Genomic DNA, 19685 nt, shown 5'->3' with positions numbered 1-19685 from the left:
ACCATCAGGTCCCGGGGCCGCCCGTTTTGCCGTTGCGGCCGAGCGCAGCGGCTAGGCGTGGGTCCGCAGCAGCGAGCGCATCGTCCGCATCGCCACGGACAGGTTCGCCAGGTCGAAGTCGTCCGATCCCCGGATCTCGTCCAGGGTCGTCCGGGCCCGGCCGATGATCGCCGCGTTCTTCTCCTCCCACGCCTTGAAGCGCTCCTCGGGAGTCGAATCGCCGTTGCCCACCGCCAGCACGTCGGCGGTCAGCGCGGCGTGCGCCGCGAACAGGTCCTCGCGGATGGAGGCGCGGGCCATGGACTGCCAGCGGTCGGCCCGCGGCAGATCGATGATCCGGTCCATCAGCTGCGTGATGTCCAGGCGGTCGGCGAGGTCGTAGTACACCTCGGCGACACCCAGCGGGTCGACGCCGGTGCGGTCCGAGATCGCGACGATGTCCAGCGTCGGGAAGGCCGAGGAGAACCCGGCGACCTTGGCCGCCAGCTCCTCCGGCACGCCCTCGCCGATCAGCTCGTCCATGATCGACTGGTACCACTCGAGGTCGGCGCCGCGCACCAGCTTGGGCAGCTCGTCCCAGACCTGGCCCACCCGGTCACCGAAGAGCTCGATGGTCTCGGTGATCTGGAGCGGCTGCGGCCGGTTGTTCAGCAGCCAGCGGGTACCGCGCTCGACCAGGCGCCGCGAGTGCAGCCGCACCCGGGTCAGGACGTCGGCCGCGACCTTGTTGTCCAGCGCCTCGACCGCGTCCCACACCCCGGCCAGGCCGAAGATCTCGCGGGCCGAGAGCTGCGCCCGGACGATCTCCTCCGTGGAGGCCCCGGTCTCCTCGCGCAGCCGGTGCAGGAAGGTCGAACCACCGGTGTTCACCGTGTCGTTGACCAGCAGCGTGGTGACGATCTCGCGGCGCAGGGCGTGCGAGTCGATCTGCTCGGGGAACGTCCCGCGCAGGGCGGCCGGGAAGTACGCGTGCAGCAGGCGGCGCAGGTACGGGTCGTCCGGCAGCTCGGTGGCGATGAGCTCGTCCGCCACCGTGATCTTGGTGTAGGCGAACAGGACGGCCAGCTCCGGCTGGGTCAGGCCCTTGCCGTTGTTCAGCAGCTCGCGGATCTGCCGGTCGGTGGGCAGGAACTCCAGGCTCCGGTCCAGCAGACCGGCCGACTCCAGGCGGCGCATGAAGCGCTGCTGGGCGTGCAGCAGGCTCGGGGCCTGGGCGATGCCGTTGGCGAGGGCCACGTTCTGCGCGTAGTTGTTGCGCAGCACCAGGTGGCCGACCTCGTCGGTCATCTCCGCCAGCAGCTTGTTGCGCTGCTTGACGGTCATGTCCCCGTCCGTGACCACCGCGTTGAGCAGGATCTTGATGTTCACCTCGTGGTCGGAGGTGTCCACGCCCGCGCTGTTGTCGATGGCGTCGGTGTTGACCTTGCCGCCCTCGCCGCCGGCGCCGATCCGGGCGAACTCGATCCGGCCGAGCTGGGTCAGGCCCAGGTTGCCGCCCTCGCCGATGACCTTGGCCCGGACGTCCCCGCCGTTGACGCGGATGGCGTCGTTGGCCTTGTCGCCGACGTCCATGTGCGTCTCGGTCGACGCCTTGACGTACGTACCGATGCCGCCGTTCCACAGCAGGTCCACGGGGGACTGCAGGATCGCCTGCATCAGGTCGGCCGGGGTCATCTTGGTGACGCCGCCCTCGATCCCGAGGGCCTCGCGGACGTGCGCGTTGACCGGGATGGACTTCGCCGAGCGCGGGTGGATGCCGCCGCCCGCGGAGAGCAGCTCCGCCTTGTAGTCGGCCCACGAGGAGCGCGGCAGCTCGAACAGGCGCCGGCGCTCGGCGTACGAGGTCGCCGCGTCCGGGGTCGGGTCGAGGAAGATGTGCCGGTGGTCGAAGGCTGCGACCAGGCGGATGTGCTCGGAGAGCAGCATGCCGTTGCCGAACACGTCGCCGGACATGTCGCCGACGCCGACGACCGTGAAGTCCTCGGTCTGGGTGTCGTGGCCCAGCTCGCGGAAGTGCCGCTTGACGGACTCCCAGGCGCCGCGGGCGGTGATGCCCATGCCCTTGTGGTCGTAGCCGGCCGAGCCGCCCGACGCGAAGGCGTCGCCCAGCCAGAAGCCGTACGCCTCGGCGACGCCGTTGGCGATGTCGGAGAAGGTCGCGGTGCCCTTGTCGGCGGCGACGACGAGGTAGGTGTCGTCCTCGTCGTGGCGGACCACGCCGTTCGGCGGCACGACCACGCCGCCGACCATGTTGTCGGTGATGTCGAGCAGCGCCGAGATGAAGATCTTGTACGAGGCGATGCCCTCGGCGAGCCACGCGTCGCGGTCCACCGACGGGTCCGGCAGGTTCTTGGCGACGAAGCCGCCCTTGGCGCCGACCGGCACGATGACGGTGTTCTTGACCATCTGCGCCTTGACCAGGCCGAGGATCTCCGTACGGAAGTCCTCGCGGCGGTCGGACCAGCGCAGGCCGCCTCGGGCAACCTTGCCGAAGCGCAGGTGGACGCCCTCGACGCGCGGGGAGTACACCCAGATCTCGAAAGCCGGGCGCGGAGCCGGGAGCTCCGGGATGGCCTGCGGGTCGAACTTCATCGACACGTACGCGTGCTGCTCGCCCGCGTCGTTGAGCTGGAAGAAGTTGGTGCGCAGGGTCGCGTTGATCAGGGTGAGGAACGACCGCAGGATCCGGTCCTCGTCCAGCGAGGCCACCTGGTCCAGTGCCCCGGCCAGCTCCTCCAGCATGGCGTCGATGAGCTCGGTGCCGGCGGACTGGCGGCCGGGCGACAGCCGGGCCTCGAAGAGCGAGACCAGCAGCCGGGTGGTGTGGACGTTGTTGCGGAGGGTGTCCTCCATGTAGTCCTGGCTGAAGTTCACGCCGGCCTGGCGCAGGTACTTGGCGTACGCGCGCAGCACCACGGCCTGGCGCCAGGTGAGCCCGGCGCTCAGCACCAGGGTGTTGAAGTTGTCGTTCTCGGCGTCGCCCTGCCAGACCGCGGAGAAGGCGTCCTGGAAGCGCTCGCGGGCGTCGTCGCCGAGGTAGGTGTCGCCGTTGCCGGCGGGCAGCGGCATCCGCAGGCCGAAGTCGTAGATCCACGCGTTGGTGCGGTCGCTGCAGCGCAGCTCGTACGGGCGCTCGTCGGTGACCTCGACGCCGAGGCGCTGGAGCACGGGCAGCACCGCGGACAGCGAGACCTGCTCACCGGTGCGGTAGATCTTGAACCGGCGCTCGCCGGGGGCCGCGCCGACCGGCTCGTACAGCGAGAGGGCGAACTCCCGGTCGCTGGCGGAGAGCCGCTCGAGGTGGCAGAGGTCGGCCACGGCCGCGCGCGGCTTGTGGTCGGCCTTGTAGCCCTCGGGGAAGGAGGTGCCGTACTTGCGCAGCAGCTCGGCGGCGCGCTCCTCGCCGACCTCGGAGACCAGGGCCTCGCCGAAGCCGTCGGCCCAGGAGCGGGCGGCCTCGACCAGGCGGGTCTCGAGGCGCTCGACGTCGGCGTCGGTCAGGGCGGGCAGCTCGGTGCCCGGCGGGACGCGGACGACGAAGTGGATGCGGGAGAGGATCGACTCGGTGTTCCAGGCGGTGAAGTCGACGTTGGTGCCGCCGAGCTCCTCCTTCAGGATGTCCATGAGGCGCAGCCGGACGCCGGTGGTGAACCGGTCGCGCGGCAGGTAGACGAGCGCCGAGTAGTAGCGCCCGTACTCGTCCTGGCGCAGGTACAGCCGCAGCCGGCGGCGTTCCTGAAGGTACAGGACCGAGGTGGCGATCTCGCGGAGCTTGTCGACCGGGGTCTGGAACAGCTCGTCGCGCGGGTAGGTCTCCAGGATCTGCAGCAGGTCGCGGCCGTCGTGGCTGCTCGGCGAGAAGCCGGCGCCTTCGAGGACCTCGGCGACCTTGCGGCGGATGACCGGGACGCGCCGCACGGACTCGGTGTACGCGGCGGAGGAGAACAGGCCGAGGAAGCGGCGCTCGCCCACGACGTTGCCCTCGGCGTCGAACCTCTTCACGCCGACGTAGTCGAGGTACGAGGGGCGGTGCACGGTGGAGCGGCTGTTGGCCTTGGTCAGCACCAGCAGGCGGTGCTCGCGGGCCTTGGCGCGGGCGTCGGCCGGCAGCCGGTTGAAGGACGGCGAGACCGGGTGGCCGTCGTCCTTGCCGCTGTGGTGCGGGTCGGAGCGCAGGATGCCGAGGCCGGTGCCGGGGACGGCGGCCAGCGAGTCGCCGTCGACCAGGTTGTACTCGCGGTAGCCGAGGAAGGTGAAGTGGTCGTCGGAGAGCCAGCGCAGCAGCTCACGGGCCTCTTCGAGCTCGTACTCGCGCAGGTCCGGGGCGACCGGCTCGTCGGGCAGGGCGTCGGCGATGCGCAGCGCGGCGTCGCGCATCTTCTCCCAGTCCTCGACGGCCTCGCGTACGTCGGACAGGACGCGCTTGAGGTCGTCGGTGATCTGCTTGAGGTCGGCGCGGTCGGTCTCGCGGTCGGTCTCGACGTGGATCCAGGACTCGACGAGGGCGTCGTGGGGGCGCGCGGTCTTGGGGCCGTGCGCGTCGCAGTCGGGTCCGAGGATCTCGATCAGCTTGCCGGTGAGGTCACGGCGGACGACGACCTGCGGGTGGATCACGACGTGGATTCCGCGGCTCTGCCGGGACAGCTCGTTCGTCACGGAGTCCACGAGGAAGGGCATGTCGTCGGTGACGACCTCGACGACCGAGTGGCTGGACGTCCAGCCGTTCTCCTCGACCGTGGGGGTGTGCACCCGCACGTTCGCGGTGCCCTGCGGCCGGTTCTCGGCGAGACGGTAGTGCGAGAGCGCCGCCCCGAACACGTCGACCGGGTCCCGGTCGAGGAGGTCCTCCGGGGCGGTGTGCAGGTAGTAGCGCTGGAGGTAGGCGAGAGTGGTGTCCCGGTCGGGGCGCTCTCCCTGCTCGGACCCAGTCGGAAGTAGCCCCCCGGCCGGGCTGTGCTCAGCTACCCGGGCCGCCCGCGCGAGCAGCTCGGCCTTTGCTTCGTCCAGCTTGGTCTGCATGTCCTCTGGCTCCTGTCGCGCGCCATTGCGTGACGTAGGTGAAGGAAGGAATGGCGTGGCGCCGCGACGCGGGGTGACCGCTGGGGATCGGCGCTCTGCCGTGATGAGAGGCGACCGGGAAGGAACTGGCCATGATCGGCTGCGGCTCCCGGCAGCAGGGATCAGCGAAGGCCCGGGCACGGTCGTGCGCCGGGCGCTGGCCGGGGGCGTCAATGCCCCCGATGACTATCGCGCTGATCACGGGTACCAGGCTATCTCGCCGGACCCCCTGTCCGTCACGCACTGGATCTGTACAAAAGCAGGTCCTGAACTTTGACGTTGTGCGCAGTGACGGGGGCATATTCTGGGCGTACTTATTCAGCCAGTCGGCGAGCAGCGGATACGGCTTCTGCCAGCGTGTCGACGACGGCGACACCCGCCGATTCCAGACTGCGTCGGCTGTGCGAACCACCCGTGTAGAGGACGGCTCTCGCACCCACGTGCGCGGCGGCCAGGGCATCGTCCACGGCGTCCCCGATGAGGACCGTACGGGTGGCGGTCACGCCCGTCTCCTCCAGGGCCGCCAAATGGCGTACGAGATGTCCTGCCTTGCTGGTGTGCGAGGGGCCGGTCCGGCCGTCGACGCGCAGGAAGTGCCGCTCGATGCCGTGCGCCTGCACGAGCGGTACGAGCTTCTCGTGGGGCGCGAGGGAGAGCAGGGACTGCGTGAGCCCCTCGGCCTGCCAGTCGCGCAGGAGCTCGCGAGCCCCCTCGGTGAGCCCGGCGGCATCGGCGGCGGCCCAGTAGTACCGGTGGAAGGTGGCGTCCATGACCTCCCACTCGGCGTCGGTGGGCAGCCGTCCCATCAGCCGCTCGTAGAACTTCGGCACGGGTACGACGTACAGCTCGCGGTAGCGCTCCAGCGTGATCGGCGCGAAGCCGAACTCGGCGAAGGAGGCGTTGGTGGCCGCGATCACGGCGTCGATGTCGTGCAGCAGCGTGCCGTTCCAGTCCCAGACTATGTGGACGGGGGCGGCGGCGGGGTCGCCCGGGGTACGGGAAGCGCTCACTTCAGCAGCCCCGGGATCTCCTGGATGCCGAACCACAGCAGCTCGTGGTCCTCGGCGCCGTCCACGGTGAACCGTGCGTCGTCGTCCCCGCCGTCCGCGGCCTCCAGGGCAGCGGCGGCGGCCGTCACGTCGCCCAGGGCGTCGTCGGCGTCCACGTGCACGGCGGCGGCCACGGAGAGCCGTACGGCCCCGGCGAGGGTCACCTGGCCGAGGGTGGCCTCGTCGACCCCGGGGGTCGCGGCGGCGGCCTTGTCGTCCACGTCCACGGCGACGACGACCCGCTTGCGCGGGGCGGCCCCGTCCTCGGCGAGCATCCGCAGGGAGGCCGCGGCGGCCCGGCCGAGGGCGGCGTACTCCAGCTCCTCCAGGTCGTCCGACACGTACCACTCCCGCAGGCCGGGCGTGACGGCGTACGCACGCAGCGGGGCGGGGCCCAGCTCACCCGCCTGGTGCGCCTCGGCGAGCCCGGGGAGGGTCAGGGGGACGTACACGCGCATGGCCGGCTGCTTTCGGTAGTCGGAAACGCCCTCAGGATACGACTTGGCGGAACTCCGCCGGGTGACGGCGCCCGTCCCCCTTCGGGCTGCCGAGCGACGGCCGGGTTCCGTCCACCGCGTGCCGCTCACAGGCGCGGGGACCGGCCGGGGGCCGCGCAGCGCCCACTCGGATAGGTGAACGGGTCCCGGCCCGCGCGGCCCGCGGAGCGGCCGTTGCGGAGGGTGGTCACGGACCGTAGAAGTCCCCTAACAAGTTACCGCCCGGTACCGCTCCGGGCCCGGACTTCTCGGGGACGACCGCCATGACCAGGACCAGGAACACCACCCGGCCCCCCGGCCGCCACGACCAGCGCCGCCCGCACACCCCGCGGGGCCCGCACGACTGGTTCGCGGAGCGGCTGCTGGCGGTGGTCAGCGGCCAGCGGCCGGTCCACTCGCTGCTGGGCCACACGGTCGGCCCGGCCTACGACCAGCTGGTCACCCTGGCCCCCACGGGCCCTTCCCCGCGCCCTTCGGGCTGGGCAGACCCCACGCGCGACCGGCTCCGCCCGGTCCTGCGCCAGTGCGGCCGCTTCCACCCGGGCCCGGGCGTGATCGAGGCCTTCGCCCGCATCACGACGGGCGACCGCGTCTCGGCCATGGCGTTCCGCCTGGAACAGGGCCCGGACCTCCGATGGCGCTGCGCAGCCGTCGAAATGGCCCCTCTGCCGTGACCGGGAAAAGCCGGCGGGGCCGGACACCGTGTGGTGTCCGGCCCCGCCGGGGGTGCCCGTACGGGCAGGGGTCACTTCTTGCGGCGGCGGCCGCCTGCGGCCTTCTGGGCCTTGCGGCGCTCGGCCCGGGTCATCCCGTCGCCGGCCTCGTCGGCGTCGAAGTCGCCCTCGACGACCCCGCCCTCGCCGTCCACCGTCGGCGCCGAGAAGTGCAGCCGGTCCGGCCGCTGCGGGGCGTCGAGCCCCTTGGCCCGGATCTCCGGCTTCGTCAGCGACGGCGCCGCGTCCTGCACCGGAAGCTCCTCGACCTGCTGCTCGACCTGGACCTCCAGGTTGAACAGGTAGCCGACGGACTCCTCCTTGATGCCCTCCATCATGGCGTTGAACATGTCGAAGCCCTCGCGCTGGTACTCGACCAGCGGGTCCTTCTGGGCCATCGCCCGCAGGCCGATGCCCTCCTGCAGGTAGTCCATCTCGTACAGGTGCTCACGCCACTTGCGGTCCAGCACCGACAGGACCACGCGCCGCTCCAGCTCGCGCATGATGTCGGAGCCCAGCGCCTTCTCGCGCTCCTCGTACTGCTCGTGGATGTCGTCCTTGACCGACTCCGCGATGAACTCGGCGGTGATGCCCGCGCGGTCGCCCGCCGCGTCCTCGAGCTCGGTGACCGTGACCTTGATCGGGTAGAGCTGCTTGAAGGCGCCCCACAGCCGGTCCAGGTCCCACTCCTCGGCGAAGCCCTCGACCGTCTCGGCCGCGATGTACGCGTCGATCGTGTCGTCCATGAAGAAGCGCACCTGCTCGTGCAGGTCCTCGCCCTCCAGGACGCGGCGGCGCTCGCCGTAGATGACCTCGCGCTGGCTGTTGAGGACCTCGTCGTACTTCAGGACGTTCTTGCGCGTCTCGAAGTTCTGGGTCTCGACCTGCGACTGGGCCGACGCGATCGCGCGCGTCACCATCTTGTTCTCGATCGGCACGTCGTCCGGCACGTTCGCCATCGACATGACCCGCTCGACCATCTGCGCCTTGAACAGGCGCATCAGGTCGTCGCCCAGCGACAGGTAGAAGCGGGACTCGCCCGGGTCGCCCTGACGGCCGGAGCGGCCGCGCAGCTGGTTGTCGATACGGCGCGACTCGTGCCGCTCGGTGCCCAGCACGTACAGCCCGCCGAGCGACTTGACCTCTTCGAACTCGGCCTTCACGGCCGCTTCGGCGCGCTTGAGCGCGGAGGGCAGGGCGTGCGCCCACTCCTCGATGTGCTCTTCCGGGTCCAGGCCCTGCTGGCGCAGCTCCGCCTCGGCCAGGTCGTCCGGGTTGCCGCCGAGCTTGATGTCGGTACCGCGGCCGGCCATGTTCGTGGCGACCGTCACGGCGCCGCGGCGGCCGGCCTGGGCGACGATCGAGGCCTCGCGCTCGTGCTGCTTCGCGTTGAGCACCTCGTGCGGGATGCCCCGCTTGGAGAGCTGCTGCGAGAGGTACTCGGACTTCTCGACCGAGGTGGTGCCGACGAGGATCGGCTGGCCCTTCTCGTGCTTCTCCGCGATGTCGTCGACGACGGCGGCGAACTTCGCGACCTCGGTCCGGTAGATCAGGTCCGGCTGGTCCTTGCGGACCATGTCGCGGTTGGTCGGGATCGGGACGACACCGAGCTTGTAGATCTGGTGGAACTCGGCGGCCTCGGTCATGGCCGTACCGGTCATGCCCGACAGCTTGGAGTACAGGCGGAAGAAGTTCTGCAGGGTGATCGTGGCGAGGGTCTGGTTCTCGTCCTTGATGTCCACCCCTTCCTTCGCCTCGATCGCCTGGTGCATGCCCTCGTTGTAGCGGCGGCCGGCGAGGATACGGCCGGTGTGCTCGTCGACGATCATGACTTCGCCGTCGATGACGACGTAGTCCTTGTCCTTCTTGAACAGTTCCTTCGCCTTGATGGCGTTGTTCAGGTAGCCGACGAGCGGGGTGTTCACCGACTCGTAGAGGTTCTCGATGCCGAGCCAGTCCTCGACCTTGGCGACACCGGCCTCGTGGATGGCGACCGTGCGCTTCTTCTCGTCGACCTCGTAGTCGCCGGTCTCCTCGATCCCCTTGAGGGGCTCGCCGGGCTCGCCCTTCTTCAGGCGGGTGACCAGCTTCGCGAAGTCGGCGTACCACTTCGTGGCCTGGTCGGCCGGGCCGGAGATGATCAGCGGGGTGCGGGCCTCGTCGACCAGGATCGAGTCGACCTCGTCGACCACGGCGAAGTTGTGGCCGCGCTGCACCAGCTCGTCCGCCGACCACGCCATGTTGTCGCGCAGGTAGTCGAAGCCGAACTCGTTGTTCGTTCCGTACGTGATGTCGTTGCCGTACTGCTCCCGGCGCTGGGCCGGGGACATGTTCGCCAGGATGCAGCCGACCTCGAGACCGAGGAACTTGTGCACCCGGCCCATCATCTCGGAGTCGCGCTCGGCGAGGTAGTCGTTCACCGTGATCAGGTGGACGCCCTTGCCGGACAGCGCGTTCAGGTACGCGGGCAGCGTGCCGACGAGGGTCTTGCCCTCACCGGTCTTCATCTCGGCCACGTAGCCGAGGTGCAGCGCGGCACCGCCCATGATCTGGACGTCGTAGTGCCGCTGGCCGAGGACGCGCTTGGCGGCCTCGCGGACGGTCGCGAAGGCCTCGGGCAGCAGGTCGTCCAGGCTCTCGCCGTCCTGGTAGCGCTGCTTGTACTCGTCCGTGAGCGCACGCAACTCGGCGTCGGAGAGGTTGACGAAGTCCTCTTCGATGGAGTTGACCTGGTCCGCGATGCGGTGCAGTTTGCGCAGGATCTTGCCTTCGCCTGCACGCATGAGCTTGTTGAAGACGGACACCGAGGTTTGTCTCCTTGCCGGTCGGGCCTGGCACTGGTTCGTACACGGGCACGGAGGGTGGGCCCCACCGCAACGGCCATCGTAAGCGAGGACGCGGTCGCGTCGGGAGGTCCGCACCTTCCGCAGGGCGCGAGCGCCCGGAATGAGAACGTACGGGGGACACGGAAGGTGCCGTTGCGGGCGAAAACCGCTCGCCCGGGTTACCCGGGGCGCCCCACAATCCGTCCATGGAGCCGACCACGCTGACCACCGAACGCCTCTTCCTGCGCCCCTTCGCCCCCTCGGACGCCGAGGAGGTGTACGCGGCCTGCCAGGACCCCGACATCCCGCGCTGGACCATGGTCCCCTTCCCGTACGAACGCGATCACGCCCGCGGCTTCGTCGGCGAGCTGGTCCCGCGCGGCTGGCGCGACGACACCGCCTACTCCTTCGCCGTCCGCCTCGGCCCCGGCGGCCCGCTGGTCGCGGCCGTCGGCGTCCACGTGCACGAGGTCTTCGGGACGAGCGCGTACGAGATCGGCTTCTGGGCGGTGAAGGAGCACCGCGGGCAGGGCTTCATGACCGAGGCGGTGACCGCCGTCGCCCGCTGGGCCTTCACCGAGCTGGGCGCCGCCCGCCTGGAATGGCGCGCCGAGGTCGGCAACGCCGCCTCCCGGGCCGTCGCCGTGAAGGCCGGCTTCCGCATGGAGGGCCTCCTGCGGGCCTCCCTGCACCGCACCGACAGCGTCCGCGACTGCTGGGTCGGCGCCCTGCTCCCCTCCGACCTCGGCCTGCCCTCCCGGCTGCCCTACCTGCCCGCTGTCAGTGGCACGGCCTAGGCTCGCGGCATGACCGAGACCGTGCTCGCCCTGTCCGCCGACGACGCGCGTCGGATCGCCCTGCGCGCACAGGGCTTCCTCGGGGCGCCCGACCGCCGGGGTGGGGGTACCCCCGGCGGAGCCAGGGGGAGGGTCCGGGGGGTGCTGCGCCACCTGGGCGCCGTCCAGCTCGACACGATCTCCGTGCTGGCCCGCTCGCACGAGCTGATCCCGTACGCGCGCCTCGGCGCGGTCGGCCGCCCGGCCGTCGAGGCGGCGTACTGGTCGGACCGGCACGCCTTCGAGTACTGGTCGCACGCGGCCTGCATCCTGCCCATCGAGGAGTGGCCGCACTTCGCCTTCCGCCGCCGGATCAAGCGCGCGCACGGCTACCGCTGGCACAGGATGAAGGACAAGGAGGGATCCTGCCGCCTCGTCCTGGACCGGCTGCGCGCCGAGGGCCCGCTGACCTCGACCGAACTGGGCGGCGCGAAGAACGGCGGCCCGTGGTGGGACTGGTCCGAGACCAAGATCGCCGTGGAGTGGCTGCTGGACGCCGGCGAGGTGGTCGTCACCGAGCGCCGCGGCTGGAAGCGGGTCTACGACCTGCCCGAGCGGGCGGTCCCCGGCGCGCTGCTCCACGACGACCTGGACGACCGCGAGTGCCTGCGCCGCCTGGTCGCGCTGGCCGGCCGGTCCCTCGGCGTCGGCACCCGCGCCGACATCGCGGACTACCACCGCCTCAGGGGCGAGCAGTTCGACGCCGTGGTCGAGGACTCCGGACTCGTCCCGGTCGAGGTCGAGGGCTGGTCCAAGCCGGCCTGGGCCGACCCCTCGGCCCTGGCGACGGCGCCGCGCGGCCGCCACCGCACCACGCTGCTGTCCCCGTTCGACTCCCTGGTCTGGGACCGGCCCCGCACCGAGCGGGTCTTCGGCTTCACGCACCGCCTGGAGGCGTACGTCCCCAAGCCCAAGCGGATCCACGGCTACTTCGCGATGCCGCTGCTCGCGGGCGGGCTGCTCCAGGGCCGCGTCGACCCGGCGCGCGAGGGCACCACCCTGGTCGCCCGGCAGGTCTCGCTGACGTCCCCGAAGGCCGCCGGTCCGATGGCCCGGGCCCTGCGGGAGGCCGCGCAGTGGGTCGGCTGCGACGCGGTCCGTGTGGAGCGCGCCCAGAGTCCCGGGGAGGCCGCCGCCATCACGGCGGAACTGGCCGCCCTGTAGGCGCGGCCGGGGGCCGGGGCGCCCCGGCCCGCCCGCGCGCTTCGGCTAGCGGATCTCGAGGATCTTCTCCCGCATCGCGTAGACCACGGCCTCCATCCTGGAGTGCAGCTGCAGCTTCTCCAGGATGTTGCGGACGTGGTTCTTCACGGTGTTCTCGGAAATGAACAACTCCTTCGCGATGTCGCGGTTGTTCATCCCGGTCGCCACCAGCTTCAGCACCTCCAGCTCGCGGTCCGTCAGCCTCGGCGCCGGCACCAGCCGCCGCTCGTCCGTCCGCTGGATCATCGACTTGAACTCCGTCAGGAGCTTCGAGGCCATCGACGGGCTGATCTGGGACTGCCCGTCGGCCACCGCGCGGATCGCCGTGGCCACCTCGTCGGTCGAGATCTCCTTCAGGAGGTACCCGGTGGCGCCCGCCTTGATCGCGTCGTAGAGGTCCGCCTCCTCGTCACTGATCGTCAGCATGATGATCTTCGCGGAGGGGGCCACCTCCTTGATCGAGGTGCACGCCTCGATACCGCCGCGCCGGGGCATCCGCACGTCCATCAGAACGATGTCCGGCAGCAGGTCCGCCGCCTTGTCCACCGCCTCCGCGCCGTCCCCCGCCTCACCGACGACCTGGATGTCCTCCTCCTGCGCGAGGACGATCTCCAGCCCGCGCCGGAACAGGGCGTGGTCGTCGACGACGAGCACCCGGATCGGCTCGCCGCCCTCATCACCGCGCACCGGCCCGAAGCTGTCCGCCATCGTTCCTCCCCCTGCATGTACCGAGCTGCCGAGTCAACCGGACCGCGATCCGCGGCGGTTGACTGCCCGCCATGATTCCATGCCCGCGCCACCCGGCGGGGAGCCTGCGACGGCCACCTGGCGCATACGAGTCATACAGGGGCCTCCGGGGACGCTGCTGCATCCCCGGAGGCACTCACCGAAATTCAGGACGCGGCGTCAGCCACCGAGCGCCCCGCCCGCGCCGGAGCCGGGCTCACCCGAGCTGGAGGCCTGGTCGGAGTTGAGGTGGATCACGCCGTAGTCATAGCCGTGGCGCCGGTAGACGACGCTGGGCATCTTGGTGTCTGAGTCGACGAACAGATAGAAGTCGTGGCCGACCAGTTCCATTTCGTACAGAGCCTGGTCGAGCGACATGGGTGCTGCCGAGTGCGTCTTCTCGCGGACGATGAGCGGGCCTTCGCCCTGCACTTCCAGCGACCCGATCCGGGTGGTCGGGATCGCCTCCGCCTTCTCCCCCGTGAACAACTCGCCGTTCCCGTTCAGCTGGGCCACGCCCGGCACCACGTCGGCGACCTCTGCCGCCGAGAGCCGGCCGTTGCCACGGCGGGTGTAGCGCTTGTCGTGCTGCTTGCGCAGCCGGGCTTCAAGCTTCTCCTGTGCCAGGTCGAGCGCCGCATACGGGTCCGCGGCGGCGGCCTCGGCACGGATCACCGGGCCCCGCGAAATCAGAGTGATCTCCACGCGGTCGGAACGGTCGGCCTGGCGCGGGTTGTGCTCCTTGGACACCTCGACGTCCAAGCTGATCACCTTGGCGTCGAGCTTCTGGATCCGCTCCGGATTCAGCTTCTCGGCCACGTGCTTGCGGAACCGCTCGGGCACCTCGGTCTTGCGGCCCTTGACGACGATGTCCACGCAGAACTCCGTTCCCGGATAGCTCCGCCTCATGGGGCGAAGCGTCTCCCTTTCGCACCAGGCCCCGGTGAACACCGGAGCCCCGGACTGGCGACTTTCACCTCCGAAACGTGCGATCCGATGCCTGTAGCCAGGACTCGCCAGTTCCTTACAACCGAACATATCCCTCCATGCCGGTTGTCGGCACCCGCTACCGGACCGTACCTCCGTTCAGGTGGCTGTTCTCTCTTACTACCTGCAACGATGCGCCTTCCCCAAGAGTTCCAAATCTATTCACAAGAGGGTTGCTCTGTACGGGTTGTCGACCGATTTCTTACGAAGGATCCCGTCGGAGCCGCCACCACGGCCGCCCCCGCCACCGCTCCGGCCGCCGTCACCGCCCGCACCGCCCGGGCCGCCTCCGCGAGCGTGGCTCCGGTGGTGATCACGTCGTCCACCAGCACGATCCGGGCACCGGCCGGCAGCCGCACCGCGCCCCCGCGGCGCACCCCCATGGCCCCTGTGAGGTTCTCCCGCCGCTCCCGGGCCCCCAGGCCCGCCTGATCGGCCACGGGCCGGACATGGCGCAGTACGGGCGCCACCCGCGCGGGAAAACCGGCCCGCCGCAGCCGCGCCGAGGCCGCCAGGGCGATCCTGCGCGCCGGATCGTGCCCGCGCGCCCGCACCTGCCGCCGCGCCGACGGCACCGGGACGAGCACCAGCTCCTCGCGCGCCGCCCACGCCCGGCCCCCGCGCACTCCCCCGCCGAGACACCCGCGGACGGCCGCCGCCAGGGCAGCGCCGAGCGGCCCGGCCAGCGGCAGCACCCCGCGCTCCTTGTGGGCCAGTACGGCCTCCCGTACGGCGCCCTCGTACGCGGCGGCCGCATGCACCACGGGCAGCCCCGCAGGTCCCGCAGACGGCCGCACACACCCCGCCGCGGCCCCGCTCAGCGCCTGCGCGCAGCCCGCGCACAGCAGCACGCGGGCAGCCCCGCAGCCGGTGCAGTCGACCGGCAGGACCAGCCCGGCGAGCTCCTGCCACCACCCCCGCATGCCCACCACTGTGCCGGGCCGGCCGGGCACTCCGCCACCCCTGTGGACAACCGGGAAACCGGTATGAAAGCGCAGGTCAGCCGGGGTAGACCGGAGCCCGGCCGCCCGCCGCCACCGTGCGCCACTGCGCCCCCGGCGGCAGCCACACGATCCCGTCCTCCTCCGAGTACGCGACCACCGGCTTCTTCTCGTCCTCCGTCGCCGCGACCGCGTCCAGCCCGGTCGCCCCGGGCAGGCTCGCCGCGACCATCGAACCGTCGGCCAGCATGTACCGGGCCTGCACGACCCCGCCGCTCTCCCGGCCCACCACCAGCAGCCGGCCGCGCGGCGCCCAGCTCAGCGCCGTCACGCTCGCCATCTGCGGGGCCGCCGGACGCAGCTCGCGCACCGACACCGGCGCCGCGTCGCCCTTGCCCTCGGGCCGCTCGATCCGCCCGATGTAGAGGTTCTTGCGGCCGTCCTTCTCCACCAGCAGCGCGATCCGCACCCCGTCCGGCGACGCCTTCAGCGCCCTGATCCGCCCGTTGTCGAGCCCGGCCACGTCGATCTTCTGCGGGGCCCCGGTACCGCCCGGCACCCGGTACAGCCCCGCACTCTGCGGGTCCTGGTCCGCGATCCACAGGTCGCCCGCCGTGTCCCAGCTCGGCGCACCCAGCCCGTTCGGCTTGACACCCTTGCTGGTCAGCACCGGCTGCGGCACGGGCCCGGCCGTCGTCAGGTTCACCAGGTACAGCCCGTGCTGGTCCTCGGAGACCACCGCCGCGCGCTTCTCGTCGTACGAGACGGCCGCGGAGCCGACCTTGAACCCGGGGCTCGTGGCGGTCGGGGACAGCGGCCCCGGCACCGGCTCGGGCTTGTACTGCTGGTCCTCGCTGGAGATGTCGAGCTTCATCCGCACGAGCCGGCTGTCGCTGTCCACGTAGTACTGGTACTCGGGGCTCGGCGCCCGGTGGGCGATCCCCCCCGCCATCGCATCGGTCACCGAGCACAGCGAGGACCGGTCCGAGCGCAGCAGCTCGACCCGCGCCAGCCGGGAGGCCGTCAGATCCTGCACGGTGTACAGGAGTTGCGCGGCCATCTTCTGGCACTGCGGCTGCGCGACGTTGTCGGCCTTGTCGTTGAGCGGCACCTTCAGAGCGTTCTGGCCGTCGTACGCAAGGGACTTGGTGCCCTCGCGCAGTTCCGTCCCGGTGGGGAAGCTCGAAGTCACCACGGGCCCCAGCCACTTGGAGGGCCCCGCCAGCAACGACTGCACGGTCTGCGTGGTCGGGTCCATCCGCGAGTCGGGGTCGCTGCGCTGGCGCACGTACACCGGATCGGCGACGAGGCTGCCGCCCGCGAAGTAGTACTTGTTGACCGGCATGTAGATGCGCTGGAAATCGGACTCGCTGAGCACGAGGCTGCTCGGCGGCGTCGCGATCCGCCACTGCTTGTTCTCCTGGACCAGCTGGAGGAACTCCTCGTAGCGCGCCCCGGTGGTCTCCGGCTGGTACGCGCTGCGTTCGTCCACCGTCGCGAGCTTCGTGCCGGTCATCTTCCAGCGGGGGCCCGCGGGGTCCTTCTCGCCCTGCACGGAGAACCGGTCGATGCCCGCGGAGAGCACGGTGACGGCGGCGCCGGGCTTCCAGTTCTTCGCCGCCTCTTCGGTGAGGTACTTCCGGGCGGTCTGCAGCTGCGGGTCGTCGCTGGTCATGGCCTCCAGGAAGCCGTCGACGATGTCGGCCGCACTGGCCTTGTCGGCCGGCGGCACGCCGAACACCCGCACCTGCGAGTCGACGCCCTGCGAGGCCCGCACCTCGCGGATCTCGCCGTGGTCGGGCATGGAGGCGCAGCCGGCCAGCAGCAGCCCGGCCGCGCCGAAGGCGTACGCCCGCACCGCCCGCCACCGGCGGCGGCCGTCCCTGCGTACCCGTGCGGGGTCAGCGTCCACCTGCTCCATCCTCCTGTGCTGCTGCCTGGTCGGCCGCGTCGGCCCGGTCGGCCGCTGCCCGGTCTGCCGCCGCTCGGTCCGCCGCCGCCTGGTCGGCCGGGCGGGCCACGACGCGGGCCCCGTTGCCCGGCAGGGCCGTCGGGTCCGCGGGCACCGGCAGCGCCCCGGCGACCGCCGACCGGGGCGGTATCGGCGAGCGGTCGGCCCGCCCCGGGGCGGGCGGCGCCTGCGGGGGCGTGCGGGAGCCCGCAGCCTCGGCCGCGGCCCTGGCCCGGTTGCCCCGGGAATCCTCCGGCTCCAGCGGGATCGGGGACCCGCGCAGCGGCTCGTCGGCGGTCCGCGGCAGGGTCAGCCGGAACTGCGAACCGCCGCCCGGCTCGCCCCAGGCCTGGAGCCAGCCGCCGTGCAGCCGCGCGTCCTCGACGGCGATCGACAGGCCGAGGCCCGTGCCGCCGGTGGTGCGGGCGCGGGCCGGGTCGGCCCGCCAGAAGCGGTTGAAGACGCGGGTGGCCTCGCCGGGCTTGAGCCCGACGCCGTAGTCCCGTACGGCCACCGCGACTGCCCCGCCCGCCGATGCGAGCCGGACCACCACGTCGCGGCCCTCACCGTGCTCCACGGCGTTGACGACGAGGTTGCGCAGCACCCGCTCCACACGCCGGGAGTCGGCCTCGGCTATGACGGGCTGGGTGTCGCCCAGCACCCGGATCCGGGTGCCCTTGTGCTCGGCGAGCGGTTCGGCGCCGTCGATGACCCGGCGTACGACCTCCCGCAGGTCGATCGGCTCCGCCTCCAGGGCCGCGGCCCCCGCGTCGAACCGGCTGATCTCCAGCAGGTCCGCGAGCAGCGACTCGAAGCGGTCGAGCTGCCCGGCGAGCAGCTCGGCGGAGCGGGCCGTGATCGGGTCGAAGTCGACCCGGGCGTCGTGGATGACGTCGGCTGCCATCCGTACAGTCGTCAGCGGCGTGCGCAGCTCGTGCGAGACGTCGGAGACGAACCGGCGCTGCATCCGCGACAGGTCCTCCAGCTGCTGGATCTTGAGCTGGAGATTCTGGGCCATCTTGTTGAAGGCCTCGCCCAGACGGGCGATGTCGTCCTCGCCGGTGACCTTCATCCGCTCCTGGAGCCGCCCGGCCGAGAGCCGCTCGGCGATCCCGGCGGCCATCCGCACGGGCGTCACGACCTGCCGTACGACGAGCCACGCGATCGCGCCGAGCAGCACGACCACGAACACGCCGGCGGTGGCGATGGTGACCTTGATCAGGTTGAGGGACTCCTCCTCCTGCGTGAGCGGGAAGAGGTAGTACAGGTCGTACGGGTCCCCGTTGATGTCGGTGAGCCGCTTGCCCACGACCAGCGCGGGCTCGGGCGCCTTGTCCCCGGCCCCGGCGGTGTACCGGATCTGGGAGAAGGTCTTGAAGGTCCCGGTGGCGTGGTTGACCTCCCGCCGCAGCTGCGGGGGAACGCTCGCCGTCGGGTCCACGTTGCCGGAGGCGCGGGCGCCCTTGACGCCCGAGACGGTGGGCCCGTCGGGCTGTCCGCCCGCGCCGGGGCCGGCGCCGAGCGCGACCACCTCGAAGGCGGTCTGGCCGCCACTGGCGAGCTGCTTGACCAGCGAGTTCATCCAGGTGCTGGCGTCCCGCCCGACCTTGTTGTCGGTGGCATCGGGCCCGTCCACCGTGGAGGGCGTGTTGGCCTTCTCCTGTGCGACCGCGAACCCGCCCGCCGCCTGGCTCTGCGCGGCCTCCTCCTTGGCGTCGAGGAGCCCCTTGCTGACCTGCGCGATCACGACGAAGCCGAGCGAGAGGACCACGGCAAGCGACATCAGCAGGGTGGCCGCGACCACCCGGAGCTGGATGTTGCGCCGCCACAGCCGGACAGCCGGAAGCAGCGGTCGGCGTACGAGGCGTACGAACAACCGCAGCACAGGGCCGCCGGGCGCTCCGTCGGCCATCTGACGGAGCTGCCGGCCGCCCCTCAGGGCCCCCCAGCGGGACCCGCGCCGGGGCCTGCCGGGCTGCACGTCAGCTCGGTCCGGCCTTGTAGCCGACACCGCGCACCGTCACGACGATCTCGGGGCGCTCCGGGTCCTTCTCGACCTTGGAGCGCAGACGCTGCACATGCACGTTGACCAGGCGGGTGTCCGCCGCGTGCCGGTAGCCCCAGACCTGCTCCAGCAGCACCTCTCGGGTGAACACCTGCCAGGGCTTGCGCGCGAGGGCGACCAGCAGGTCGAACTCGAGCGGGGTCAGGGCGATCGAGGCACCGTCCCGCTTGACCGAGTGCCCGGCCACGTCGATGACCAGGTCACCGATGGCCAGCTGCTCGGGCGCGGGCTCCTCCGAGCGGCGCAGGCGGGCCCGGATACGGGCCACCAGCTCCTTCGGCTTGAACGGCTTGACGATGTAGTCGTCGGCCCCGGACTCCAGGCCCACGACCACGTCCACCGTGTCGCTCTTCGCGGTGAGCATGACGATCGGTACGCCGGACTCGGCCCGGATCAGCCTGCAGACCTCTATGCCGTCCCGTCCGGGCAGCATCAGGTCGAGCAGCACGAGATCCGGCTTCGCCTCGCGGAAGGCCGCCAGCGCCTTGTCGCCGTCCGCTACGAACGACGGCTCAAAACCTTCTCCACGCAGCACAATGCCGAGCATCTCGGCCAGCGCGGTGTCGTCGTCGACGACAAGGACTCGTCCCTTCATGCTTGACATCATCCCATTAGCTAATCGTTACCTGTCGGTGAGCTGTCCCACAGCCAAAAGGGCTGGAAATCGCCCCTCGGACCTGCGTGGAGATCAGACCGACCAGTCTGCCCCGGATCCGGGCGACAATTGAAGGCGCGGGCCGCCGGAGTTCCGGGGGACGGCCGGTCCGCTCAACGTTCCCACGTGGCACGATGGCAGCCGAATGGGGGGGTGTCTTGTGCGTCGGGCCGGAACCG

The 19685-nt window shown here is 71.2% G+C and carries 13 protein-coding genes; 3 read left to right on the top strand and 10 right to left on the bottom strand.

The genetic code is table 11. The annotated features are described in order from the left end of the window. Positions 1-51 precede the first annotated feature (51 nt). The 3 genes from OG299_RS24260 to OG299_RS24250 form a co-directional block, all read right to left on the bottom strand. Complete coding sequence (locus OG299_RS24260) at positions 52-5019, bottom strand: NAD-glutamate dehydrogenase (RefSeq protein ID WP_327362605.1); 4968 nt, start codon at positions 5017-5019, stop codon at positions 52-54. Positions 5020-5372: 353 nt separating this feature from the next. After that, positions 5373-6068 (bottom strand): HAD family hydrolase, encoded by a 696-nt coding sequence (locus tag OG299_RS24255; RefSeq protein ID WP_266628800.1) that lies wholly within the window; start codon positions 6066-6068, stop codon positions 5373-5375. After that, a complete protein-coding gene (locus OG299_RS24250; protein ID WP_266628798.1) occupies positions 6065-6565 on the bottom strand; it encodes a DUF6912 family protein in 501 nt (166 codons plus the stop codon). Before OG299_RS24250 ends, OG299_RS24255 begins: the two co-directional genes overlap by 4 nt. A gap of 302 nt (positions 6566-6867) precedes the next feature. On the opposite strand from OG299_RS24250, the gene OG299_RS24245 reads away from it, so the two are divergent. Continuing rightward, positions 6868-7278, top strand: a complete 411-nt coding sequence (locus OG299_RS24245; protein ID WP_266628796.1) for an Rv3235 family protein — start codon at positions 6868-6870, stop codon at positions 7276-7278. Positions 7279-7349: 71 nt separating this feature from the next. On the opposite strand, the gene secA is transcribed toward OG299_RS24245, so the two are convergent. Next, positions 7350-10121 (bottom strand): preprotein translocase subunit SecA, encoded by a 2772-nt coding sequence (secA, locus tag OG299_RS24240; protein WP_327362604.1) that lies wholly within the window; start codon positions 10119-10121, stop codon positions 7350-7352. A 227-nt stretch (positions 10122-10348) separates the two neighbouring features. Here secA and OG299_RS24235 point away from each other — a divergent pair, with 227 nt between their 5' ends. Together OG299_RS24235 and OG299_RS24230 are read left to right on the top strand one after the other, a co-directional pair. Beyond that, positions 10349-10939, top strand: coding sequence for a GNAT family N-acetyltransferase (locus tag OG299_RS24235; RefSeq protein ID WP_327362603.1), 591 nt, complete (start codon positions 10349-10351; stop codon positions 10937-10939). A gap of 9 nt (positions 10940-10948) precedes the next feature. Then, positions 10949-12142 (top strand): winged helix-turn-helix domain-containing protein, encoded by a 1194-nt coding sequence (locus tag OG299_RS24230; RefSeq protein WP_327362602.1) that lies wholly within the window; start codon positions 10949-10951, stop codon positions 12140-12142. A 45-nt stretch (positions 12143-12187) separates the two neighbouring features. Here the strand turns inward: OG299_RS24230 and OG299_RS24225 are convergent, their stop codons facing one another. The 6 genes from OG299_RS24225 to mtrA all read right to left on the bottom strand — a co-directional run bounded on the left by OG299_RS24225 (position 12188) and on the right by mtrA (position 19458). Further along, the gene (locus OG299_RS24225; protein ID WP_030300047.1) at positions 12188-12889 is read right to left on the bottom strand and encodes a response regulator; all 702 of its coding nucleotides are present in this window, start codon (positions 12887-12889) and stop codon (positions 12188-12190) included. Positions 12890-13087: 198 nt separating this feature from the next. Further along, positions 13088-13783, bottom strand: a complete 696-nt coding sequence (hpf, locus tag OG299_RS24220) for a ribosome hibernation-promoting factor, HPF/YfiA family (RefSeq protein WP_389875599.1) — start codon at positions 13781-13783, stop codon at positions 13088-13090. 269 nt (positions 13784-14052) lie between these two features. Further along, positions 14053-14817, bottom strand: a complete 765-nt coding sequence (locus OG299_RS24215; RefSeq protein WP_327362601.1) for a ComF family protein — start codon at positions 14815-14817, stop codon at positions 14053-14055. 76 nt (positions 14818-14893) lie between these two features. Further along, entirely contained in the window at positions 14894-16756 is a 1863-nt protein-coding gene (locus tag OG299_RS24210; RefSeq protein WP_266628783.1) for an LpqB family beta-propeller domain-containing protein, read from the bottom strand. After that, positions 16737-18698 (bottom strand): MtrAB system histidine kinase MtrB, encoded by a 1962-nt coding sequence (gene mtrB, locus OG299_RS24205; RefSeq protein ID WP_266628781.1) that lies wholly within the window; start codon positions 18696-18698, stop codon positions 16737-16739. Before mtrB ends, OG299_RS24210 begins: the two co-directional genes overlap by 20 nt. 70 nt (positions 18699-18768) lie before the next feature. Continuing rightward, positions 18769-19458: a two-component system response regulator MtrA gene (gene mtrA / locus OG299_RS24200; protein ID WP_189973359.1), complete on the bottom strand. Its 690-nt coding sequence runs from the start codon at positions 19456-19458 to the stop codon at positions 18769-18771. Positions 19459-19685 lie beyond the last annotated feature (227 nt).

Source organism: Streptomyces sp. NBC_01296 (assembly GCF_035984415.1).
GTDB lineage: Bacteria > Actinomycetota > Actinomycetes > Streptomycetales > Streptomycetaceae > Streptomyces.
Note: the sequence above shows the minus strand (reverse complement) of the source record. Positions and strands in the feature narration are given on the sequence as shown.

Excerpts from the sequence above, each read along its gene's own strand:
- mtrB (WP_266628781.1), bottom strand. The coding sequence starts at position 18,698 with ATGGCCGACGGAGCGCCCGGCGGCCCTGTGCTGCGGTTGTTCGTACGC.
- mtrA (WP_189973359.1), bottom strand. The coding sequence starts at position 19,458 with ATGATGTCAAGCATGAAGGGACGAGTCCTTGTCGTCGACGACGACACC.
- OG299_RS24235 (WP_327362603.1), top strand. The coding sequence starts at position 10,349 with ATGGAGCCGACCACGCTGACCACCGAACGCCTCTTCCTGCGCCCCTTC.
- OG299_RS24260 (WP_327362605.1), bottom strand. The coding sequence starts at position 5,019 with ATGCAGACCAAGCTGGACGAAGCAAAGGCCGAGCTGCTCGCGCGGGCG.
- OG299_RS24215 (WP_327362601.1), bottom strand. The coding sequence starts at position 14,817 with ATGCGGGGGTGGTGGCAGGAGCTCGCCGGGCTGGTCCTGCCGGTCGAC.
- OG299_RS24250 (WP_266628798.1), bottom strand. The coding sequence starts at position 6,565 with ATGCGCGTGTACGTCCCCCTGACCCTCCCCGGGCTCGCCGAGGCGCAC.
- OG299_RS24225 (WP_030300047.1), bottom strand. The coding sequence starts at position 12,889 with ATGGCGGACAGCTTCGGGCCGGTGCGCGGTGATGAGGGCGGCGAGCCG.
- OG299_RS24210 (WP_266628783.1), bottom strand. The coding sequence starts at position 16,756 with ATGGAGCAGGTGGACGCTGACCCCGCACGGGTACGCAGGGACGGCCGC.
- OG299_RS24245 (WP_266628796.1), top strand. The coding sequence starts at position 6,868 with ATGACCAGGACCAGGAACACCACCCGGCCCCCCGGCCGCCACGACCAG.
- OG299_RS24230 (WP_327362602.1), top strand. The coding sequence starts at position 10,949 with ATGACCGAGACCGTGCTCGCCCTGTCCGCCGACGACGCGCGTCGGATC.